The sequence below is a fragment of the Cohnella zeiphila genome, assembly GCF_014212055.1.
In the GTDB taxonomy this organism is placed as follows: Bacteria; Bacillota; Bacilli; order Paenibacillales; family Paenibacillaceae; genus Cohnella; species Cohnella zeiphila.
The window spans coordinates 1-23,364 of sequence record NZ_JACJVO010000030.1; the positions used below are offsets into that span (position 1 = coordinate 1).

Annotated in this window: 17 protein-coding genes; 4 read left to right on the top strand and 13 right to left on the bottom strand. The window is 61.4% G+C overall.

What is annotated here, in order from left to right:
- Positions 1-463 precede the first annotated feature (463 nt).
- The 8 genes from H7C18_RS22745 to H7C18_RS22780 form a co-directional block, all read right to left on the bottom strand.
- On the bottom strand, positions 464-2,446 hold the full coding sequence (locus tag H7C18_RS22745; RefSeq protein WP_185131411.1) for a sensor domain-containing diguanylate cyclase: 1,983 nt from the start codon (positions 2,444-2,446) through the stop codon (positions 464-466).
- A 222-nt stretch (positions 2,447-2,668) separates the two neighbouring features.
- A complete protein-coding gene (locus H7C18_RS22750) occupies positions 2,669-3,967 on the bottom strand; it encodes a CehA/McbA family metallohydrolase (protein WP_238357894.1) in 1,299 nt (432 codons plus the stop codon).
- Between the two features lie 11 nt (positions 3,968-3,978).
- Complete coding sequence (locus H7C18_RS22755; RefSeq protein ID WP_185131412.1) at positions 3,979-4,794, bottom strand: endonuclease/exonuclease/phosphatase family protein; 816 nt, start codon at positions 4,792-4,794, stop codon at positions 3,979-3,981.
- A gap of 15 nt (positions 4,795-4,809) precedes the next feature.
- The gene (locus tag H7C18_RS22760) at positions 4,810-5,694 is read right to left on the bottom strand and encodes a carbohydrate ABC transporter permease (RefSeq protein WP_185131427.1); all 885 of its coding nucleotides are present in this window, start codon (positions 5,692-5,694) and stop codon (positions 4,810-4,812) included.
- An 18-nt stretch (positions 5,695-5,712) separates the two neighbouring features.
- Positions 5,713-6,603 (bottom strand): ABC transporter permease, encoded by an 891-nt coding sequence (locus H7C18_RS22765; RefSeq protein ID WP_185131413.1) that lies wholly within the window; start codon positions 6,601-6,603, stop codon positions 5,713-5,715.
- A 150-nt stretch (positions 6,604-6,753) separates the two neighbouring features.
- Positions 6,754-8,478, bottom strand: coding sequence for an extracellular solute-binding protein (locus H7C18_RS22770; RefSeq protein WP_185131414.1), 1,725 nt, complete (start codon positions 8,476-8,478; stop codon positions 6,754-6,756).
- Positions 8,479-8,676: 198 nt separating this feature from the next.
- Complete coding sequence (locus H7C18_RS22775) at positions 8,677-9,720, bottom strand: helix-turn-helix domain-containing protein (protein WP_337913890.1); 1,044 nt, start codon at positions 9,718-9,720, stop codon at positions 8,677-8,679.
- Between the two features lie 12 nt (positions 9,721-9,732).
- Positions 9,733-11,472: a sensor histidine kinase gene (locus tag H7C18_RS22780; RefSeq protein ID WP_185131416.1), complete on the bottom strand. Its 1,740-nt coding sequence runs from the start codon at positions 11,470-11,472 to the stop codon at positions 9,733-9,735.
- A 398-nt stretch (positions 11,473-11,870) separates the two neighbouring features.
- Between H7C18_RS22780 and rpsD the strand changes: the two genes are divergently transcribed.
- Positions 11,871-12,470: a 30S ribosomal protein S4 gene (gene rpsD / locus H7C18_RS22785; protein WP_185131417.1), complete on the top strand. Its 600-nt coding sequence runs from the start codon at positions 11,871-11,873 to the stop codon at positions 12,468-12,470.
- An 88-nt stretch (positions 12,471-12,558) separates the two neighbouring features.
- Here rpsD and H7C18_RS22790 read toward each other — a convergent pair whose 3' ends face one another.
- The 3 genes from H7C18_RS22790 to H7C18_RS22800 all read right to left on the bottom strand — a co-directional run bounded on the left by H7C18_RS22790 (position 12,559) and on the right by H7C18_RS22800 (position 15,123).
- The gene (locus tag H7C18_RS22790) at positions 12,559-12,897 is read right to left on the bottom strand and encodes a VOC family protein (RefSeq protein ID WP_185131418.1); all 339 of its coding nucleotides are present in this window, start codon (positions 12,895-12,897) and stop codon (positions 12,559-12,561) included.
- Between the two features lie 138 nt (positions 12,898-13,035).
- Positions 13,036-14,547 carry a flotillin family protein gene (locus H7C18_RS22795; protein ID WP_185131419.1) on the bottom strand — a complete coding sequence of 504 codons (1,512 nt, stop codon included), beginning with the start codon at positions 14,545-14,547 and terminating at the stop codon, positions 13,036-13,038.
- Positions 14,548-14,598: 51 nt separating this feature from the next.
- Positions 14,599-15,123, bottom strand: coding sequence for an NfeD family membrane protein (locus H7C18_RS22800; RefSeq protein WP_185131420.1), 525 nt, complete (start codon positions 15,121-15,123; stop codon positions 14,599-14,601).
- Between the two features lie 228 nt (positions 15,124-15,351).
- On the opposite strand from H7C18_RS22800, the gene H7C18_RS22805 reads away from it, so the two are divergent.
- Positions 15,352-18,486, top strand: a complete 3,135-nt coding sequence (locus tag H7C18_RS22805; protein ID WP_185131421.1) for a transglycosylase domain-containing protein — start codon at positions 15,352-15,354, stop codon at positions 18,484-18,486.
- 197 nt (positions 18,487-18,683) lie between these two features.
- On the opposite strand, the gene acsA is transcribed toward H7C18_RS22805, so the two are convergent.
- Entirely contained in the window at positions 18,684-20,408 is a 1,725-nt protein-coding gene (acsA, locus tag H7C18_RS22810; protein ID WP_185131422.1) for an acetate--CoA ligase, read from the bottom strand.
- A 252-nt stretch (positions 20,409-20,660) separates the two neighbouring features.
- Here acsA and H7C18_RS22815 point away from each other — a divergent pair, with 252 nt between their 5' ends.
- Positions 20,661-21,293 carry a GNAT family N-acetyltransferase gene (locus H7C18_RS22815; protein ID WP_185131423.1) on the top strand — a complete coding sequence of 211 codons (633 nt, stop codon included), beginning with the start codon at positions 20,661-20,663 and terminating at the stop codon, positions 21,291-21,293.
- Positions 21,294-21,325: 32 nt separating this feature from the next.
- Entirely contained in the window at positions 21,326-22,522 is a 1,197-nt protein-coding gene (locus H7C18_RS22820) for an acetoin utilization protein AcuC (RefSeq protein ID WP_238357895.1), read from the top strand.
- A 64-nt stretch (positions 22,523-22,586) separates the two neighbouring features.
- On the opposite strand, the gene H7C18_RS22825 is transcribed toward H7C18_RS22820, so the two are convergent.
- On the bottom strand, positions 22,587-23,364 hold a 778-nt coding region (locus tag H7C18_RS22825; RefSeq protein WP_185131425.1), incomplete at its 5' end, for a sensor histidine kinase.

The window sequence follows — 23,364 nt, forward strand, 5'->3', positions numbered from 1 at the left end:
ACGCGAACGCGTCTCGGGGCGACGCTTCGCCCGGGCCCCCGCACCCGCCGGCGAGCCCGGCGCAGCCGATCAGTACCGCTGCCGCGCAGCCCCGTATCCATATCCGCCCGAACATGGCAGCGCCTCCTTTCCCTCCTAGCGTCTCCCTGTCGTCGCGGGCTATTCGGGGCGGCGGCGTATTCGGCGTCCGGCTCTTTCCTCAGCCATATTTGCTCGATTTTTCCGCGTTATTCCGCCATCTCGACTGAACTTCTGCCCGATAACTCGACTTTTCCGCGTTATTCCCCTCCCGAGCCGCTTCACAGCTCGCCGCATGAGCGGATCCTCTTCGCCGAAGGGGCATCCCTTGCGACGACCGCGCCAAAAAGGCCGGCCGAGATGCTCCAGTCGGGACGCTCCGGCCGACCTAGAATCGCAAGGCAAAGCCCCGCACCCGAAGGCGCGAGGCTGCTTTTTCGCGTCGCTATCCGACCGCTACGTTGTTGCGGCCGCCGTTCTTGGCTTCGTACAAGGCCATATCGGCCCGATAAAACAACGATTCGACGCTGATCTTCTCGTCTGTCGACATCCACTCCGACAACCCGCAGGAGACGGTCACGTTCGGGCTCGTCTCCTCTTCCACGCGATTGCGGATCCGTTCCGCCACCCGCATCGCCTGCTCCAGCGTCAGCTTGGGCAAGTAGATGGCCAGCTCTTCCCCGCCCCAGCGGGCCGCGATGTCCGAATCCCGGATCGACGACCGGATAATGTTGCACACCTGGATCAGAATCGCGTCGCCGATTTGGTGGCCGTACGTGTCGTTGATTTTTTTGAAATAATCGATATCCACCAGAATGAGCGATCCATGGGCGTCTTTCTGCAGCTTGCGCTGGATGCGCTCGTTCAAATAATGCCGAACGTACAGCCCGGTCAGCTGGTCGGTGATCACCATGCGGCGAACTTCGGCGTGCAGCGTCGAATTCGACAGCGCGAGGCCCAGATGCGCCGACAGCACTTGCAGCAGCTTGTAATTGTCGTAGGAAAAATGGTTCGGCAGTCCATGCGTCACCATGACCGCGCCGATCACGTCCCCGTTCAGCAGCAGCGGCGAGGCGAGCAGAGAACGCGAATGCGTTACGTCCATCAAGTAGGAGGCGACCGGCGTCGCGGAATGGTAATCCGACAGAATGATCGGTTCCTTCGTGGACAGCATGACGCCGCAGAAGCCGTAATCCTGGTCGAACGTCTCGTTGTTCATCTCCGGCGCGTTCGTCGACATGATGATGAAGTGGCCGTTCAGCGGATCCAATTGCAGGATAAAACAGTGGTCCGCCTTGAAAATATGCAGCAGCTCCGCGTTCGCGAACTGCATCGTATCGGCCAGGCGCAAGCTGCTGTTGAGCCGCTGGGTCAGCTCGTTGATCAGGCGAAGCTCGCCGATCAGCGTGTTCGACTGCTCATGCAGCTTCGCTTTCTCGAACGCCGTTCCGGCGCCGCTCGTCAGCATCGTGACGAACCGTAAGTCCGAGTCGTCGAAGTCCGTCTCCAGCACGTCCAGCAGCAGGACGCCGTAAACCCCCTGCTTGCCGGCGAGGGGAAGGGCGATCCGCCTTCGGCCCCCCTCGCGCTCTTCCCGCATCGCGCCTTCCATGAACGATTTCCAGCAGATGTCCATCTCCTGCTGATGGAAAGCGAGCGGTTTCACTTTCTCGTTGGAGCTGCTGTAGTCCTGCGACAGGAACAGATCGGTCCGGCACAGCGGATACGCCTGCTCCAATATATCGAACACTTCCGCCAGCACGTTCTCGACGTCGATATGATCGTTCATGCGCCTCATGACCTCGAACAGCAGGTCGCGCCGCCGCTCCTCCCGATTCGTCAGTTGGGTCGCGCGCATGAGGTCCTTGACGAAGAGCAGCTCGAAGCGTCTATACAGACAGGTTCGAAAATGCAAAGCGGCGGACTGAAGCAGCTTCAGCTCGCCGGCTTGGGCCGCGCCCGCCGGCAGCAAGCAGGCGAAGGCGGCGCAAATGATGCCCGTCGTACGGGTAAAAATCGGCACGGCCATCGAATCGAACGCTTTGAGCGAGGGGGCCGCATGCTCGTCCGCCCGCGTCAGCGTCGGACGGCAGGTGCCGAAGGCGATGCTGGCCGCCGTCGGCCCCAGCGCTTCCGGGCTCCAGTCCCATGGCGACATGCCGTTGTCCTCCGGGGAGTCGGCCGCGGGGGCCACTCGCGAACCGTCCAGATGGAGGAGGACGATCGGACGGCCCGTCGGCCATGGAAAGCCTTCGGCCTGCTCCTGCCAGTCCGCATAGCTGGCCGCCAGGAGCGAATGAATATAAGGCAAATCGGCTTCCGCCAGGTCCTGTCTCTGAACCCAGTTCGGAAGGTCTTGAGGATCGCGGGATGGCGGCGTCCCTTCCTGATTGAGCCGATGAGATTCCCGATCGTCTTGAAGTGCCATCCGCAGCCCCTCCTTGCCATACTTACGCACTGTCCTATTAACATAACTATACAATGATTGCAGGAATTTTGCACTATATCATCCGGCTTAAGCAGGAAAATATAGGGACTTGGGAAGCAAAATTTCTCCACCGCATGGAATCCGTTTCCAAGATTGTTCGGATACTCGGCGCAGCCCTCGAAAAACGAGAAGCGACCCGCCTCCCGGGTCGCCCGACTTGCCCTATTCGAAGTAAATCGGATTGCTGACGGCGGCGGGAAGCATGGTTCCCGCCTCCCCGAAAAAGCGCCACACTTCCGCCCGGACGAAGCCGGAGGAACCTGCCGCCGCCGCTTCCTCCTCCAGCGCAAGCTCGCCGTCTTCCGCGGCGGTCCGCTCGCTCGCGACGCCTTCCGCTCCGATCAGCTTTACGACGTCGCCGGCGTGCAAGCCGTCCAGCCAAAGCCGGATCGGCTCCCTCAGACGCTCCGCCGGATAAACGTCGCCGCCCCGGAACGAACCGCACGTCAGGTCGATAAACGGGCCGTCCGGCGCATGAGAGATGACGACATGCCCCTTGGCGATCCCGTCCAGGATGCCCGCCGCGGTTCGCGTCTCGGCAAGCACCCACGTGCACGGCATGGCGTGCTTGACGAAGCGGTCGGGCCGATGAACGTCGCTGCCGCCGACGGCGACAAGGCGCCGTCCGAGCGCCAGCTGCCTCTGCCACCAGGCGAGAGCGCGGGCGTTGCGGTCCGCGAACGGACCGTTCCAGATCTCCACCGCGTCGAATTCGGCGTCTAGGCTCCATTCCCACGGGCAGTATTCGCAAAGAGGATGGTTCAGGACCAGCATCGCGCCCTTTCGGCGGGCTTCCGCCAGCTTGGCGTCCACGTCCGCCTGGTTCGCGACGCGGAAATCGTCCAGCGGATCCGGAACGCCGAGAAAGTTGCAGTGCCCGTAGTTCGTCGTGAATTCCATGCCGGGAATCATGACGAGGTCCGTCTCGCGCGGGTAGGCCTCGTTCTGGCTGACCGCGTTGTGATCGGTCATGGCGATGAAATCGCAGCCGAGCCGCTCCATGATCGCCGCGTTCTCGGCAAGCGTAAACTTCCCGTCGCTGTGCACGCTGTGCGTGTGCAGGTCGCCTCTCAGCCAGCGCGGGGTTCGAAACGACAGGCGCACGGTTACCGAGACGACGCAGCCTTCCTCCGGCACCCGGTACGCATTGTGCACCACCGCCCATCGGCCAGGGGCAAGCGGGCCGGGCATGTAGCCGGGAGTCGCCCGCTCCGTGCCGATCCGGAAGCACGTGCGCGCGCCGCCGCTCCACCCTCTGATTCTGGTCGCGTCGCGAACGCCCAGATCGATGACCGCCTTCTCTTCGCCGGGCGACTCGACCCGGTATTCGACGTGCAGCTCTTCGACCCGATCCGGCATCTCAAAAGGAATCTCCAAGTACCCGCCCTGCTCGCCGCGGGCGACGGCGCGGGTAAACGTTATCTCCGCCCGGCGCGGCTCGTTCGTCCTCATGGCTCCCATATCCTTCTCCCCTATAACTCGATTGTCGCCAGGACCGGGTAATGGTCGGACGGATAGCCGCCCCGGATCGGGTCGCGGACAATCTTCGTCCCGGTCGGGCGGACGTCGCGCGAGGCGAAAATATAGTCGATCGGCTCGCCCTCCTCGCCGCCGCGGAAGCCGTGATAGGTGGCGCCCGGAGCTCCTTCGAGCGCATCGAACGCGTTGACTAGCGCCAAGCCGCCCTCTTCGCCTTCTTCCTTGCTTGGCAAAAGAACGGCCGGATTGTCCGGCTCCGCGTTGAAATCGCCGGTCAGCACGACCGGAAGCGGCCGCTCCCGTTCTCCCCCGGATGCGAACCGTTCCCGCTCCTGCCGGATGGCCCGCAGGATCAGCCCGATTCCGTTCTCCCGGGCTGTCTGGCCCAAATGATCCAGGTGCGTGTTGAACATCAGCAGCTCCCGCCGCGGCTCCTGCCTGGACCGGAAGCGCGCCCACGTGCAGATGCGGGTGCATGCGGCGTCCCAGCCCATGCTGCCGGGCTCGGACGGCGTCTCCGACAGCCAGAACTGCCCGTGCTCCAGCGCTTCGAGCCTCTCCCGGTCATACCAGACCGCGTTGTATTCGCCCGCCTGCCCGCCCTCGCGGCCTTCCCCGATCCGATCGTACGCCGCAAGGCGTTCGTCCAGCTCCTCCAGCATCCCGTGAAGACCTTCCTGCGTGCCGACCAGAGCCGGCCGGTTCCCCAGAATGGCCTCCGCCGCCTTGTCGGCGCGGCGAGGCCAGGCGTTAACGCCGTCCTCAGGATTATCGTAGCGAAGATTGAAAGTCATGACCGTCAGCTTCATTTCATAACGCCTCCCCTACTCTTTAACGGATCCGAGCATGATTCCGTGAATGAAATATTTTTGCAGGAACGGGTAGATGGCCAGAATCGGCACCATCGAGACGACGATCTTGGCGGCGTTCAGCGTCTTGTCGGATATTTTCTCCAGCAGCTCCGCCTGCGTCGAATCCAGGTCCGCGATGTTGAGCTGCACGACGAGCTGCTGAATATACGTTTGCAGCGGATAATTTTCCACGCTGCGCATAAAGATCATCCCGTCGAAGAACGAATTCCAGTGACCGACGACGCTGAACAGAGTCACCGTGGCCAGCGACGGCAGCGACAGCGGAAGGAACACTTTCAGCATCATGAACCACGGTCCTGCGCCGTCCATGTAGCCCGCCTCGCTCAGCTCCTTCGGCAAGTTGCGGAAGAAGTTCATCAGCAGCACGACGTTGAACACCGGCACCGCGCCGGGCAGCACGAGCGCCCACAGCGTATTGAACATGCCGAGCGACTTGACGGTGATGTACAGCGGAATGACGCCGCCGCTGAACAGCATCGTGAACAGCAGAAACCACATGTACGCCGAGCGAAGCGGGAATTCCTTGCCGCTGCGCGACAGCGGATACGCCATCAGCACCGTCAGCGCGAAATTGATTGCCCCGCCGAGCAGCACCCGTTCCACCGATACGAGAAACGAATGGAGAAAATGCGGCTCGACCATGATTTTCCGATACGATTCCAGGTTGAAGCCGCGCGGCCAGAACTTGACGAAGCCGCCCGCCGCGGCGGCGTTGTCGCTGAACGAGAGGGAGACGGTATGCCATACCGGGGCCAGCGAGACGGCCGAGATCAAGAGCATGACCGCCAGCAGGACGCCCTCCGACAGCCGAGAGCCGAACGTTTTATTCCGTACCAGAACGCTCACCCGCTTTATTTAGAAAATACGATAATTGGCATATTTGTAGGCGATCCGATAGCTCAGCACGATCATGATGAATCCGACGAGCGACTTCATGAGCCCGACCGCGGTCGCGAAGCCGTACTGCGCCTGCACGAGCCCGACCCGGTAAACGTAGGTGTCGATAATATCGCCGGAGCTGTACACGAGCGGATTGTACAGGTTGAAAATCTGATCGAAGCCGGCGTTCAGAATGTTGCCGATGCTGAGCGTCGCCAGCAGCACGACGGTCGGCATCAGGCTCGGCAGCGTAACGTAAATCAACTGCTTGATCCGGCTGGCCCCGTCCATCTCCGCCGCTTCGTACAGATTCGGATTGATGCCGGCCAGGGCGGCCAGGTAGATAATGGCGGCGAAGCCGAACTCCTTCCAGATGTCGCTGCCGACGATGATCGCCGGGAACCACCGGTTGCTGGCGAGGAACATGACCGGGTCGAAGCCGAGCGCCTTGACGAGCTGATTGACGATGCCGTTCAGGGACAGCATGTCGCTGATGACGCTGGCCAGAATGACCCAGGACAGAAAATGGGGCACATATACGATCGTCTGCACCCATCGTTTGACGCTCCGGATTCTCACCTCATTCAGCAGGATCGCGAAAACGAGCGGAACGATCAGGTGGGCGATCATTTTCATAAGCGAGATGAAAGCGGTGTTATAAAAAATGACGGCGCTGTCGTGAATTTGGAACATATACGTAAAGTTCTCGAAGCCGATCCATTGCGATCCCCAGACACCGCGGCCGATCTTGAAATCCTGGAACGCGATCGCGATGCCGAGCATCGGCACGACATGGAAGACGATCATGAGCGCGATCCCCGGAAGCAGCATCAGGTGGTAATGCTTGTAGTAAGCTCTGAACCTCATCGTGCCTGACTCCCCCCCAGTCGTTCCGATGAAAAAGCCGGCGCCTGTCGGCGGCATCGTTCTTCCGATCGCGATCGTCGGAACAATGCCGCTTGTTGCACCGTATTTCACCGGTAAATTAAGGCTCTGCGCAAAGGCTCGCCGCCGGCCTTATTTGACGCTGGCGACCGCTTCCCGCACTTCCTTCGTGATCTCGTCGCCGCCCTGCGACTTCCAGTCCGATACGTATTTGTCGAACGCGTCCAGCGGCTGCTCGCCCATCACGATTTTGTAGAACGTCTCCTGCTCCATCTTGTCGAGGTTCGCCCACTTGCGTCCCATCGTCTTCGTCGTCGTCGTGAATTCGCCGTACATTTTGTTCATGTCCGTCTTCAGCAGATCCGCCGGCGTCGTGTAGCCGTAGTACGATTTCCACACGGTCAGGTCCGACCGGGGGCTCGCCTTGTCCTTCACGGCGTTGTCATAGAGCGCCTTGACTTCCGGCGTCAGGCTGTCCGGTGGCGTCTCGCCGGCGAGCGCCTTTTTCAGCGCGTCGGCTTTGCGTTCGACGGCGTCCGCGTAGTCGAACGTCGCATTGCCGATCGGCCAGTACGTGGCATCGATCGTGAAGTCGAGCTTGAGGGCGTCCGGATCGGTCTTGCGCTGCGCCGCGATAAACGTATTGGCGTACACGACCGCCGCTTCCGGATGCTTCATCCCTTTTTTGGCGACGATAAATCGCTGACTGACCGGCACCAGCAAATTGTTGATTTTCCCGTTTGCGTCCGGAACGAGATAGGGCTCGAAGTCCGCCTGCGGATTGTTCTTGTACGTATCGGCCAGCATGCCGCCGGCCCACCAGGGGCCCATGAAGATGCCGGCCTTGCCGCTGACGACCGGCTCGTTCGTGTCCTTGCGCAGCGCGAACTCCTTGTCGATCAGTCCGGCCTGGTACCAGTCGCGCAGCTTGCCGAGCGCCGCCTTCGTCTCCGGCTGGATCGAGCCGTAGACGATATTGCCGGAGCTGTCTTTGATCCAATTGCCCGGGTAGGCGCCGAACGCTTCGAAAATCGGCTTGAAATTGTGGAATGCCGCCTTGGCGGGAGCCGACAGCGCGGAGGCGGAGCCGGTCATGCCGATCGTGTCCGCTTTCCCGTTGCCGTCCGGATCGTTCTCTACGAACGCTTTGGCGATCTTCTCGACGTCGTCGACCGTCTTGGGCGGCTGAAGGCCGAGTTTGTCCAGCCAGTCCTTCCGCACCCACACCATGGCGACGGAGTCGGCCTGGACGCTGATGTTCGGAATGCCTAGCAGCTTCCCTTTGTAGGCGGCTTTATCCAGCGCCTTGTTATCGGTGGACGCGTACAGTTCCTTGGTGAGCGGAGCGGCGTATTTGGCGTACACGTCCGTCAAATCTTCCAGCTGGCCGGCCTCGGCCAACGAAAGGAATGTCGGTTCGTCGACGATCATCATGTCCGGCAGATCGTTGCTCGCCACGGCCAGCTTCATCTTCTGGTCGTAATCCTGGCCGGAAGCGTACCAGAGCAGCTTGAAGCTGATGTTCGTCTTGTCTTTGATGTAGCGGGTATACTGGTTGTCTTCGACCGTATCCCCTTCCGGCAGCTTGGCGTTCGGCGTGACGCCTTTGAAGGTCGTCACTTCGACCGGATCCGGCAGCTTGTACGGATCGGCGGCCCCTGCCTGTCCGCCGCTTGCGGACGGCGACTGCCCGCCTCCGCTCTCGCTCGCGCTCGGTTGCGAACCGCCCGCGCTGCCGTCGTTGGCGTCGTTGCCGTTGCTGCCATTGCTGCCGTTGCTGCCGGAACAAGCCGACAGCAGCGCCGCCGCCATCACCGCCGACATCGCAAGCGCTCCCCACGCCTTCCTAGTTCTCATGCATTCCCCTCCCTGTACGATTGGAATCCGATATCATCATAAGGAATGCCGCCTGCCCCGGGGTCAGAATGCATCCTCAAGATCGGCACGTTTGATCTCCGGTTCGCGCCGAATGGTACGAATCGGACGGAAGTGCACTTCGCGGAAGACGATTTGAACCTGCCCGAATCCCGATTGGGTCCTTCGGATCAGAGACTTTTAGAGCGACGCCACCGGCTTCTCCCGCTTGCGGTACTCGCTCGGAAGAACGCCCGTCAATTCCCGGAACACTTTGCAAAAATACTTCTCGTTCGGATAGCCCGACTGCGTCGCGACCCAGCCGATCGTCTTGTTCGTCTGCCGCAGCAGCACCTTGGCATGTTCGACCCGAACCTCGCGGACATACTCGTTGAACGTTTTGCCGACGATATCGCGGAAGCACCGGCTGAAGTAGCTGCGGCTCATATGGACCCGCTTGGCCACTTCGGGGAGCAGCAGCTCGCCCTGCATGCCGTGCTTGATATAGTCGACCGCCCTCAGGATGCTTGCCTTCACTTCGGCCGAATACGGCTGCGGATCGATAAACGACCGTACGTCGGCCCGGACGCATGCCAGCCATCGCTCCCACTCGCTCCATTCCCGGCCGCCCGGCGGGGACTCGAGAACGGAACGACTGCCGTACAGCCGCTTCCACCTTTCCGCGGCGACATAAAACAGACGCTCCGTCTGGGCGGCGGACAACCGCAGCCGTGCCGTCTCCTCCAGCGCCTCGCGGAAGGCGCAGTCGCTCGTCACCCAGTCGGGAGCCGCCCAGCGCTCCCCGACCTCTTGCAGCTTGCGCATCGACACGGCTTCCTCCGCTGCTTCGCTCCTCAGCGCCTTCGCCGCGATCGCCTCCCGGAGGCGGCGGGAGATGCGCCGGAGCACGTCGTCCATCCGCTCGTCCTCCAGCTCGACCTTCGTAATATAATCCAGCGCGCCGAGACGAAGCGCCTCCTGTATGAGATCGAAATCCTGATGGAACGTCAGAACGACCGCATGGACGTCCGGGAACCGTTCCTTCGCCTGCCTCATCAACTCGATGCCCGTCATGACCGGCATCGCCAAATCGGTGACGACGAGGTCGACCGGACGCTCCTGCAGGAATTCGAGCGCTTTCCGGCCGTTGCCGGCTTCCCCGACCACTTCGAGCCCGTGGTCCTTCCACGGCATCATCGAGATGAAGCCTCTTCGCACCAAATAATCATCGTCGACGACCAGCACTTTGATCAAGGGCTAACCCTCCTCGCGCGCGAGGGGAAGCCGCAGCTCGATCGTCGTGCCGCCTCCCGGCTCGCTATGGATTTGAAAGCTTCCGTCGGTTCCGAACTGATACTTCACCATCTGGTAAACGTAGCCCAGCCCGATGCCGAGCCCCGCTTTCTTGCCGCCGGAGGACCGGCCGCCCAGCAGCCGTTCGATCTCTTCCGGCCCCATTCCTTCGCCGTTGTCGGTCACGCGGATGCGCAGGTGGGTTCCGCTCTCCTCCGCTACGCTGACCTCGATCCAGCCGTCTTCGTCGAGCCCGTGAAAAAGCGCGTTCTCGACGAGCGGCTGAAGAATGAAGCGCGGAATCGGCAATTCCAGCAAAGCCGGATGGGCTTCGATCCGGACGTCGAATTGAAAGTTATAGCGCACCGACTGCAGCTCGACATAGCTCCGGAGCGCCTCGATCTCGGCCGCGAGCCGCGCCTCGCCGCCTTTGCCGAGGTTGTAATGAAGCACCTTGTTCAGATTCGAGACGAGACGGTCGATCTCTTTCTGTCCGTTGCCGCGGGCGACCCACCGGATCGTATCGAGCGTATTGTGAACGAAGTGCGGGTTGATCTGGCTCATCAGCTTCTCGACTTCCAGCCGCGCCTTGCCTTTCTCCTTCACCTCCACGTCCGCGATCAGCTCGCCGATCCGCTCGCGCATATCGGCGAATTCCCGGTAGATGACGGCGAATTCCCGAATGCGGGACCTTCGCTCCGGGAACGCCTCGCCGCGATGCTTCACGCTGCGGATGTCCTTGCCCAGCAGAGTGAGCGGGCGATAGACGGTCCGCCAGACCAGCCAGGCGATGAGACAGCTCGCCACGAGCGTAAGTGCCGCGAAAAAAGCGAATTGCAGCTCCCAGCGGGTAATCTCCGAGCGGTACTTCGATTTGGAGATGGCGGCGATCGCCATCCACTCCTGGTTGCTGCTCTCCTCGTACGTCAGGTAATCCTTCGCAAGGCTCCTGTTCTTCGTTCCGCCCGTTACGACCATGCCGCGAGGAAAGCGGTCCGGCGCCTCGCTGTAGACGACTTTCCCGTCCGGATCCGCGATCAGGTGGATCAGGTCTCCGCCGAATTGATCGCCTTGGATGATCGTCTCGGCCATCTTGAAGTTCGTCTCGATATAGACGTACACGTCGTCCCGGTCCGGCAAGTCGACCTTTCTCGAGATGGACAGAACGATGTGCCCGTCGATCGGATTGTTGGACATATGCGGGCCGTAGTAGGTAATCTGGTTGTATTTGAACAGCACCGGAAGCTTGCCCGGATCGAAATCTTCGCTGACGCCGTAATTTTCGAACAAGACCTGCCGATCGTCCGCGAAATAATAAAACATGAGACCGAGCGTCGGGTTCGTGAAATGGATCAGGCTGATTTCGTTGCGGATTTCGTCGCTCAGCTGCTTTTTCTCATACAGGTCGGCCGACAGGTAGTTCTCCAGGTTTTTGCCGACGCGGCCGTCGAAAGCGAGCTGCTGGGAAGCGTGGTTCAGGTGGGCGAGGGTGTCGTCCAGGGACAGGCGGACTTGGTGCAGGTTGCTGCGCACGCCGGCCTCGGCCTTGTTTCTCAGTATGTCGTACATCGACACGTACGAGATGCTGCCGATAATCGCCAGCGGCGTCAGCGTGCTGACGACGAGGATGAGAAGGAAGCGATATTTGAGCGAGTATGTATAAGCGCCCGCCGAACGGCCGCTTCGCGGCCTGACCTTCATCATGAACGGAGCCTCCCTGATTGGCTTGATCGGTGCCGCGAGATGAAAAGAAGCCGCATCTCTGCGACTTCGGTATGAAAAGAGTAAGCGCTTAACATTCCGTTAACAATACTGGCGCAGGCGGAGCTTGCCCCCAGAATACCGCGAAAGCGGCGCGCTATCAATCGTTTTTTTCCCAGCGGGCTTATCTTGACTTCGAGGGTCAGTTTCGTATAATATAACTTGTTGAATATTGGGTTATAAGTTTGTGTCACCCTCACGGAAGACCCGACGGCGGGCTGCGGCTGAACATCCCTGCCGGAAACCGGAAGCTGGCTTCGCGCCTCTTCGCGGGTTGGCGTCGACCGGCGCAACGATTCCCATTTTCAAAATCCGATTTTGAAAAAGGAGTTTGCACATTCATGGCACGTTATACCGGACCCAAGTTTAAATTGAGCCGCCGTCTCGGCATTTCCCTGAGCGGAACCGGCAAAGATCTGAAGCGCCCGTTCCCTCCGGGGCAGCATGGCGCCAACCAACGCCGCAAGGTGAGCGGCTACGGCCTGCAATTGATGGAGAAGCAAAAGCTTCGCCATATGTACGGCCTGAACGAGAAGCAGTTCCACAACCTGTTCGACCGCGCATCCAAGATGAAGGGCAAATCCGGCGAGAACTTCATGTTCCTGCTCGAGAGCCGTCTGGACAACCTGGTCTACCGCCTCGGCTGGTCCAATTCCCGTCCCGGCGCCCGCCAGCTGGTATCGCACGGACACGTAACGGTTAACGGACAGAAGGTCAATATCGCCTCCTACACCGTACAGCCCGGAGACGTGATCGGCCTGCGCGAGCGCAGCCGCGGCCTCAAAGCGATCAAGGAAGCGGTGGAAGCGCGGCATCATCTGCCGACCTACCTCGACTTCAACGCCACGGCCATGGAAGGCAAGTACGTTCGCCTGCCGAGCCGCGAAGAGCTGTCCCAGGACATCGACGAGAAGCAAATCGTCGAATTCTACAGCCGCTAATCCGCGGCTTCATCAAGACGAAGAAACGGCGGTGCCGGGGAGACGATCCCGGCGCCGCCGTTTCGCGTTTTTTGTCCCGCTGCGCGCTTCAATAGCACACTTCGATCGTATATCCTCCCGGCGCCTTTACGTAAAAAGTATAACCGTGCGCATGAACGGGCTCCGTAACCTCGTACCCGTCCTCCTTCAGGCGCCGGTTCATCTCGTTCACCGCTTCCTCGTTCTTCTGCGGGAACCCGACATGGAACGTCTTCGGATAGCTGACTTCTTTTCCCTTCATTAGAGTAAGGACAAAGCGGTCGTCGTCGAACAGGACGACGAAGTTGTCGCCGCGCGCTCCTACGGGGACGAGGCCGAAGTAGGTCTCCAGAAAACGCTGGGCAGCCCGGACATCCGTAACCGTTAAATTGAGATGGTTGATTTTCATGCGATCGCTCCTTTCCTCCTTATCATAAAACATGAAAGCAAGTGCGAAGGTTTGCAGAAAAAAAGGAAAGACCGTGCGGGCTTTTGCCCGGACGGTCTTGGAATGCGGATGAACGTCATGCGCTTGTGCGAGGTACCGTCATTCCGCCGGCTTCGCCGGGGGAACGACAGGCGTCGTCTCTCCGACCGAGGGCACGGCCTTGCGCGTCAACCCTTGCACGAGCTTGCCGATGTCGATGCCGGACACGTTCTTCAGCATCTCGGGCGCCGTCGCCATCAGCGACGTGACGTAGTTGCTGACCCGCGCGGCGCCTTCGCCGTGGCCGGTGTCGACGACCGTCAGCTTGTCGATCGACGAGATCGGCTCCGCGACCTTGCCCGCCAGCTCCGGCAGCATCTTGACGATGATGTCGAGAACCGCCGCTTCTCCGAACTTCTCGAACGCCTGCGCCAGCTTCTCCTTCGCTTCCGCCTCCGCGAGTCCGCGCAGCCGGACCACCTCCGCCTCCGCCGTACCTTTGGCGCGCTGCGCCTCGGCTTCCGCGAGACCGTTCAGCCGCTTCTGTTCCGCGCTCGCCTTCGCCTCGGCTTCGATCCGGTACTGCAGCGCGTCCGCTTCGCGAAGCTGCCGCGCCTTCTCGGCTTCCGCCGCTTGCTCGACCGCGTAGCGGTCGGCGTCCGCCTTCTTCTTCACTTCCGCGTCGTACTGCTTCTCGCGGCGCAGGATTTCCTTCGCTTCCAGGTCGATCTCCCGCTCCTTGCGCACCAGTTCGACCTTCATCTGCTCCTCGACGACGCTTTGCTTGGAGCGGGCTTCCTGAATCGAATACGCCTGGTCCGCTTCGGCCTTGGCGGAATCCTGCTCGCGTTTGAACGAAGCGACCTTCAGCTCCTTCTCCTTCGTCGCCTCGGCGATGTTCGTGTCGCGCAGCAGCTCGGCCTTCTGTCCTTCTTCCTCCGCCAGCGCCTTCTGGATCCGCGAATCGCGAATCGCCTGCGCCTCCGCGATATCCGCGTCCCGCCTTACCGCCGCGATGCGCGGCTTGCCGAGCGCCTCCAGATAGCCGTGCTTGTCGCGGACGTCCTTGATCGTGAACGAGACGATTTGAAGCCCCATCTTCTTCAGATCGCGGGCCGCCACTCCCTGCACTTCCTGCGCGAATTTATCGCGATTGCGGTATACTTCCTCGACCGTCATCGTCCCGAGAATGGCCCGCAGATGGCCTTCCAGCACTTCCTGCGCCTCCGACTGCAGCGCCTGCGTCGGCTTGCCCATGAACTGCTCGGCGGCCGTAGCCACGTCTTCGACGGAACCCCCGATCTTGATGATCGCCACAGCGTCGGTCAGGACCGGGACGCCTTGCTCGGTATACACTTCCGGCGTCGTCACGTCCAGCTTGTGCGACAGCAGCGACAGGAACTGCGACTGCTGGAACACCGGCAGAATGAACGCTCCGCCGCCGCGGACGATCTTGATCCGGCGTCCCGACTCGTCTACCGAGACGTTCTTGCTGCCGAGGAACGAGCCGGTGACGATCATCGCCTCGTCGGGAGACACCGTCTTGTAGCGCGCCCAGAACGCGAGGCCGAGCACGAGCAGCACCGCCACGACCAGGATCGGTATGTACAAATAATCCGGAAACGAGTTCATACAGCTCCCCTGCCTTCTTTGTCTGATTTAGAGGTAAAACCGGGTCGGGCGCTAATCCATTCGGGACACGTAAAGCGTCCCGTCCTTCACTTCGACGACGACGACCGGCGTCCCCGAAGGCACCTCTTCTCCGTCGAAGCTGGCGGCGATATGGCTGGTATTGCCCGCCCCTACCCGCACCAGCACCTCGCCGTACCCCTTGGACGGAATCGGCGTCAGCACCTCCGCCCGCTTGCCCGCCAGCTCGACGATCGAATACCCCGTCGAATTCTCGCTGCTCTCCATCGGCTTCACGTAGAGGAAGTACATGCCGACGCCGACCGCCGCGGCGAACGCCAGCGAGACGGCGTACACGCCCGAAGCCGGCCAGCCGGAATACCGGCGAAGCAGCAAGCCCGCGCCGCCGAACACCGTCACGCCGCCGGACAGAACGACCGGCTGGAACAGATGATGGACATCGATCGACAGCCATCCGAACAAGCCGTCCGACGCCCCGCCGAGATGATCTCCGAACACGAGCGTCACGATCGCCATCAGCGCGCCGAAAGTCAAGCAGCACCAGAATAACGCTTCCATAGGCATCCTCTCCTCGCAACCCGACATCGCCCTTACATGACATTATACGTTTCAGGGATAGGCAAAGTTGCTTATTTTTCGGATGGCGCTGCCCGTTTTTCCCGGGACTTCCCCTCCTTTCGTCCCTCAAAGTCTCCGCGCTTTCCCGCTTCCCGGCCCTCCCCCGCGAAAGAAGTCAACGCGTTTAAATTATGCTATAATGATTCTGTTTGTTGAAGGAGGCCAAATATGACCGATACCAAAAAAACTCCTCCCAAAAAGCGAGAGAAGCGGGAGCGCTACGGCTGGAGCATGGCCGTCAAGCTGCCTGTATACACGTTCCTCTGGCTCGTGCTGTTCGGCATTTTGTCAGGGCTTGTCGCCGCCGGCGCCGTGGCGGGCTACGTCGCCTCGCTGGTGAAGGACGATCCCGTCCGCAGCCGGTCCTTCATCGAGGAGAAGATCAACCAGAACGCCATTACGGGATTCGTTTATTTTCACGACAACACATTGGTCGGCCAGTTGCGAACCGACGAAGACCGGCTGCCGGTTACATACGATCAAATTCCTCAGGTCGTGATCGACGCCGTCACCTCGATCGAGGACAAAAACTTTTTCAGCCATCCCGGCATCGATACGAACGGCCTGTTCCGGGCGGTCAAGCAGCAGGTTCTGAACGAAGACGTGCAGACCGGGGGCAGCACCTTGACCCAGCAGCTGGCCCGTCGGGTATTTCTGTCGCTGGACGTCACGAACGCCCGCAAAGCGAAGGAGATCTTCCTCTCGCTCAGGCTGGAACAATTTTTGTCCAAGGAACAGATCATTACGGCCTATTTGAACAAAATTTTGTACGGCAACGGCTCCTCCGGCTATACGCTGTACGGGATCAAAGCCGCGGCCAAAGGCATTTTCGGCGTCGAGCTGAACCAGCTGAACCTGGCGCAGGCGGCTTACCTGGCGGGCGTTCCGCAACGGCCGTCGGCCTTCTCCGCCTTCAACAGCAAGGGCGAGTTCAACGAGGCCAATTTCAACCGCGCGGTGGCCCGGCAGAAGCTCGTGCTGCAGGCGATGCTGGACAACGGCAAGATCACGCAAACGCAGTATGACGACGCGCTCAAGTTCGATCTCTATTCGTCGCTGGCGAAGCCGACCCCGAAAGCGTACAACACGTATCCGTATCTGATGCTCGAGACCGAACGGGAAGCGGCGCAAATTCTCGTGCTCAAGGAGAATCCGAACCTGACGCAGGCGGACCTGAGCAAGAAGGAGAACGCCGAACTGGTCGAGAACGCCCGGCAAGAGCTGCTCAGCGGCGGGTACAAGGTCACGACCACCATCGACAAAACGGTCTACGATTTGATGCACGACGTCGCGGAGAATCCCAAGAACTTCGCTCCCGACAACGCGGTCAAAGGCGTCGAGCAGATCGCTTCGGTCATGCTCGATCAGAAGACGGGCGCCATTCTCGGCATGATCGAAGGCCGCGATTTCCAATTGGAGCAGTTGAACCTGGCCACGCAGATGACGCGTCAGCCCGGGTCCTCCATGAAACCGATCGCCGCGTATCTGCCGGCCCTGGACAAAGGATTGATCCAGCCGGCAAGCATCCTGGACGATTCGCCGATCATTCTGAACAACGGGGGAACGAGCAAGCATATCCCCAAAAACTCGGAAAATTACTATTCGGGCCTCGTTACGGCCCGCACGGCGCTCGCCAAGTCGCTCAATATTCCGGCGCTGAAGATCTTCCTCGACAAGGTCACGATTCCGGAAGCGTGGGCGTTCGCGCGCAAGCTGGGAATCACGACGCTGGTGCCCGCGGACGACCATGCGCAAACCGGCGTTATCGGCGGCCTCACGTACGGAACGAGCGTCGAGGAGTTGACCGGCGCTTACGGCGCGATCGCCAATAAAGGCATGTTCAACAAGCCTTATATGATTCAAGAGATCCGGGATGCCAACAACAATGTCGTCTACGAGCATGAAACGACGCCGACGCGAGTCGCGTCCGAGCAAGCCACGTATTTGATGACCGACATGCTGCACAACGTCATTACGGAAGGAACCGCCACCTCCCTCAAGACGCTGTTCAAGGGGTACGGCAAAATTCCGTTCGTCGGCAAGACCGGTACGACGCAGGATTATTCCGACGTTTGGTTCGAAGGCTTTACGCCGGACATTACGCTCGGAGTGTGGGCCGGTTACGAGAAATCGATCTACACGCTGTCGACCGACGGCCACAATCGGGCGAAGCAGATCTGGGCGAAGATCATGAACTCGGTCACCGAGAAGAAGCCCGAACTGTTCCCGACCAAGGAGTTCGCGAAGCCTGACGGCATCGTGACGAAGACCGTATCGAGCGTCAGCGGCAAGCTGCCTTCGGATTTGACGAAGTCGGCCGGAAAGACGGTCACCGACATCTTCGACAAGAGATATGTGCCGACCGAAACCGACGATTCGCTCGTCAAGGTGAAGTATATCAAGTACAACGGCGTCAATTACGTGCCGCAGCCTGGAACGCCGGAAGATCTGCTCCGGGAATCGGTCATGGTCAAGCGCGAGAAGCCGCTGGACGAATTGATGGAAGAAATTCAGGCGGCGCTGCCTCACGTGTCGGCTGACGCGCGCAAGCCGCTGTCGTATTACGTGCCGAGAGACGCCAAGGACAGCGCGCCTTCGAAGGCGGATCCGCGGGTCGAGGACGGCAAGAAGCCGTCGCCGCCCGGCAACGTCGTAGAGGAGACGCTGAGCGGAGGAATCGCGCGCATCACCTTCTCGGCCAGCCCCGAAGCCGACGTGGCGGGTTATCGCCTGTACCGCTCCGTGAACGGCGGACCTTATCAGAAGGTGGAAGCTTCCGTCTTCGCGGGGGACGAGACGAAATTCGTCAATTACATTTCCGGAGGCAACCAGTACCGGTACTATGTCACGGCGGTCGACGTCGGCGGCAACGAATCGGACCGGAGCTCGGAAGTCGGTGCGGGGCCCGGAAGCGACGCCGGCGATTCGACCGGAGATTCGTCGTTTCCCGGCTTGAACGACCCCGGCAGCGACATCCTGCTGCCTCCTGACGACACTTCGACCGACTCGGGAGACGGAAGCAATCCGCCGGTTCAGGCCGCCCCCTCCGCTCCGACCGGCTTGACGGGGAAAAGCAGCAACGTCGGCGTCTCGCTCAGTTGGAACGCCAACCCCGTGCCGGAGGGGGTCAAGAAGTATGAAGTGTGGTACAGCTCGTCGAAGAAGGGCTCGTTCAAGCTGCTCGGAACGACGGAATCCACCCGGTTCGAATACGTGACGCTTCAGCCGAACGGCTGGTACCGGATCACGGCGGTGGGCTCCTCCGGCTCGTCCGACCCTTCGGGTTCGATTCAGATCGGGTAGCCCCGAGACGACTCGGGACCCTTCCTCTCATCATACGCTTATCATCGAAATCCCCCTGCCTCAGGAAAGCTTCCTGAGGCAGGGGGATTTCGGCTTCAAGAGCCCGGTCGCTGTGTCGCTCTCCGCAAGAAAAGAACTCCCCGGCATCGCTCGTCAAACCGAGCGGATACCGGGGAGTCGTTACGGAAGCAGCGGAATCAATCTTCGATTGTCGACAAGTCGCCGGTCGGCAGGTTCAGCTCCCAAGCCTTGAGAACGCGGCGCATGATTTTGCCGCTGCGGGTCTTCGGCAGCTTGTCGCGGAATTCGATCTCGCGCGGAGCCGCGTGGGCGGACAAGCCGACCTTTACGAACTTGGAGATGTCGGCCTTCAGCTCGTCGGACGGCTCAAAGCCTTCCCGCAGCGAGATGAACGCTTTGATGATCTCGCCGCGCAGCGGGTCGGGCTTGCCGATGACGCCGGCTTCGGCAACCGCCGGATGCTCGACCAGCTTGCTCTCGACCTCGAACGGGCCGACGCGTTCGCCCGACGTGTTGATGACGTCGTCGATCCGGCCTTGGAACCAGAAGTAGCCTTCTTCGTCCTTGTACGCCGAGTCGCCGGATACGTACCAGCCGGGGATACGGAAATACTCTTCGTATTTGGCCGGGTTGTTCCAGATCTTGCGCATCATCGAGGGCCAAGGCGTGCGGATCGCCAGGTTGCCCATCCGGAACGGCGGCAGCTCGTTCCCCTGATCGTCGATGATCGAAGCCTGAATGCCCGGCACCGGACGGCCCATCGAGCCCGGCTTGATCTCCATGCTAGGATAATTGCAGATGAGCTGGCCGCCGGTCTCCGTCATCCACCACGTATCGTGGATGCGCTGGCCGTACACTTTGAGCCCCCACCGGACCACTTCCGGGTTGAGCGGCTCGCCGACGCTGAGCACGTGGCGAACGCTGGACAAGTCGAAGCCATTCACCGCATCGTCTCCCGCCCCCATCAGCATGCGGAAAGCCGTCGGCGCGCTGTACCAGACGGTTACTTTATACTTTTCCAACGTGCCGTACCAGTCCTGCGGGCTGAAGCGGCCGCCGCGGACGACGTTGGTGACGCCGTTCAGCCACGGGGCGAACACGCCGTAGGACGTTCCCGTTACCCAGCCCGGGTCGGCCGTGCACCAATAGACGTCCCCTTCCCTCAGGTCCAGGACGACGCGTCCGGTATAATAATGTTGAATCATGGCATTCTGCACGTGATAGACGCCTTTGGGCTTGCCGGTAGAGCCGGACGTATAATGAAGGATGAGTCCGTCCTCGCGACCGAGCCATTCGATCTCGGCCTTGTCTTCCGCCGCGGCCATCGCCTTGGCGAAATCGACGACGCCGTCGCCTTCCTCCACCCCTTCGCCGTATACGATCAGATGCTTCAGCTCCGGCAGTTCCGCCCGCGGCACCCGCGAGATCAGCGCCGGCGTCGTGACGATGGCGACCGCTCCGCTATCCTGCAGCCGGTCCCGAACCGCCGTCTCCATGAACGCTTCGAACAGCGGCCCGACCACGGCGCCGACCTTCAGCGCGCCGAGGAGGCCGAAGTACAGCTCCGGCGTACGCGGCATAAAAATGAAAACGCGGTCGCCCTTGCCGATGCCGAGCTTGCGCAGCACGTTCGCGAACCGGTTGGACGCTTCCGACAGCTGGGCGTACGTGTAGCTCTCGTCCCGCTGGTTGTCGCTGTAATAGAGAGCGATGCGGTCGCCCTTGCCGTTCTCCACGTGCCGGTCGATCGCCTCGTAGGCCATGTTTACCTTGCCGGTGCGAGACCAGGAGAAAAATGACTCCACATCTTCCCAGCGAAAGCTGCTTACCGCTTCTTCATAAGGTCCAAGGTTGGAAACCGGGGCGGTTACCGCCAGCTTCTCGTCGTTCTGCATTGTCATGTCCTTCACCATCCCGTAAGAGTACAGTCTACCGCTCCGACAACGTATGCGCTTACAACGGGTCTTTCGGAGAGCGCTATCGCCATTATAGCACATTCGCGCGCTTCGGGTCATGCTGCGGCAGGCGGATTTTCCATTGTCCGGAAGGCCCCTTTTCGCACAAAACCGCCCGGCGAAAAAACGTCGCGGAATCGCCACTCCCCCCCGGAGCCGGACATCGTGTATAATAACGTCCAAAGGAGGTGCCCCGTCGTGGAGCATCTGAAGCGGTATCAGAAACAAATCCGTTCCGGTCCGGGCAGGCCGCTTGTCGTCGAAGGACCGATTCCGCCGGAGCGGCTGCGCGATTACTCGCTTCATTCGTCCCTGGACGCGTTTCGGCGCCCGGCCGAGCAGCACGCCGCCCTCGTCGAGATCGCCGAGCTGCCGGAAGGACGGATTATCGCGGCCGTCGACGGCAACGTCGTCGTCGGATACGTGACGTTCCATTACCCGGACGAGCTGGAACGGTGGTCCGAAGGCGGGATGGACGACCTGATCGAGCTCGGCGCGATCGAGGTGGCGAACGCTTACCGCGGCTTTGGTCTGGCCAAGGCGATGCTCGCGGTCGCGTTCGCGGAAGGGCAGCTGGACAACGCCATTATTTACACGACCGAATATTATTGGCACTGGGACCTCGAAGGCAGCGGCATGAACGTCTGGCAATACCGCGAAATGATGGAGAAGCTGATGAAGTCGGTCGGCATGGTCTGGTTCGCCACGGACGATCCGGAGATTTGCGCGCATCCGGCCAACTGCCTGATGGTTCGGATCGGCAAGGACGTGCCGCTCTCCTCCGCCGAGCAGTTCGACCGCGTGCGGTTCCGCCAACGTTTTATGTATTGAACGATCGTTTTACGGGAAAGGAAGAGATGGCCTTGACTTCATCCGCGACCGGCCCGCTGTGGATCGACTGCTCTCCGGCGGCCCGTTATCATTTTCGCGAAGACCACCCGTTTCATCCGATTCGTCTCCGCTTGACGGAAGACCTGCTTCGCCTCGGCGGCGCGCTGGGCGACGCCCAGATCGCCGCGCCGGACCCGCGCGGCGTCGAGGAAGCGCTTCAGCGAATCCACCGGTCCGACTACGTTCGGGCCGTGAAGGAGCTGAGCGCGGCGTCTCCCCCGGCCGGCGTGGAGGAGCAGGCGGCCCGGTTCGGCCTTGAGCCGGACGGGGATACGCCCTACTTCCCGGGGATGCACGACGCCGCCGCGTCCATCGTCGCCGGCTCGCTGGCCGCGGCGGAAGCGGTCATGAGCGGCGGCACCTTGCATGCGCTTCATCTCGGCGGCGGACTGCACCATGCGTTTCCCGATCGGGGAGCGGGCTTCTGCGTTTACAACGACGCGGCGGCGGCCATCTCCTATATGACCGACCGCTACGGCGCCAAGGTGCTGTACATCGATACCGACGTCCACCACGGCGACGGCGTGCAATGGAGCTTCTACACGGACCCTGACGTATTCACGTTCTCCATTCACGAGACGGGAAAATTTCTGTTTCCCGGCACGGGCTTCGCCAGCGAGCGAGGCGAAAGCTCGGGCTACGGCGCCTGCCTGAACGTTCCGGTGGAACCCTACACGGAGGACGATTCCTGGCTGGCCTGCTTCGAGGCGGCGCTTGAGCGCATCCTGTGCTCGTTCCGTCCGGACGTGATCGTCAGCCAGCACGGCTGCGACGCGCACGCGCTCGATCCGCTCGCCCACATCCACTGCAGCATGCGAATTTACCGCGAGATGCCGAAGCTCATCCACCGGCTCGCGCACGAATGGACAGGCGGCCGCTGGGTCGCGCTCGGAGGCGGCGGCTACGAGCATTGGCACGTCGTCCCCCGCGCCTGGGGGCTGCTGTGGCTGGAGATGACCGATCACCCGCTGCTGCGGGAGATCGACGCTTCTCCGCAAGGCGCGAAGCTGCCGGCCGATTGGCCTCGCATCGTCGCGGCCGAACGCCCCGACGAGCTTCCGCGCACATGGCTGGACGACACGGCCGCCTGGACGCCCATGCCGCGACGCGCCGAGATCGAAGCGAAAAACCGGGCGGTGCTGGAGATCGCCTTGCAGCATTTGGGGTGATGCGGGTCCTATTCCTGGATCGGAAAGCCGATACGGATGAAAACGGGAGTTAGCGCGGTTGGCGCTAACTCCCGTTTGCGTTCGCGGGCGGCGGTTCCTTGCGGGGAAGGGGAAGCGAAAAGCAGAACTCCACGCCGTCCGCCCGATTCGCGGCTCCGAATCGTCCGCCGTGCAGCTCCAATATCTGCTTCGTGACGGCCAGCCCGATGCCGGTGCCTCCCCGGTCGCGGCTTCGCGCTTTGTCCCCCCGAAAGAAGGGCTCCCAGATACGCGTCAAGTCGGCTTCCGGTATGGCAGGCCCTTCATTGCGCACGAACCATTCCAGATTCCCGCCGCGGATTCTCAGCCCGAGCTCGATGCAGCCCTCTTCCGGGGTATGCCGGACGGCGTTCGAGACGAGGTTCGTGAGCACCTGGCCGATCCTTTTGCGGTCCGCGTATACGAAGACGGACTCGGACTCCCTATCCTCCGCGAGTACCGTCAGCTCCCTTCGGGGCGCCGGGTCGGCAACTTCGACGGGCGCGGCCGCTTTCGCCGACGGCGGCGGCGATTTGCCGTAGACGGCCACGGTGACGCCGTCCGCGGATTCCGTCACCGACAACGTAGCTGCAGCCTCCGCCTGGGCGTCGCCGTCCGAATGCACCTCCATCATCGCGGAATTCGCGGGTGCATTCGCCGGCGCCCCTTCCCGAGGGGCAGGCGCAGGTCCGGGAGGCGGAACGACCTCGGTGCCCGTCCCTTCGGCGAGAAGCGGCATCGGAGAAGCCTGGTCCGCCTCCGAAGCGGGGCTCGCGACTGCCGACGGCAGCGCGGGTACGGCGGTTTCCCCGGACGCTGCCGCC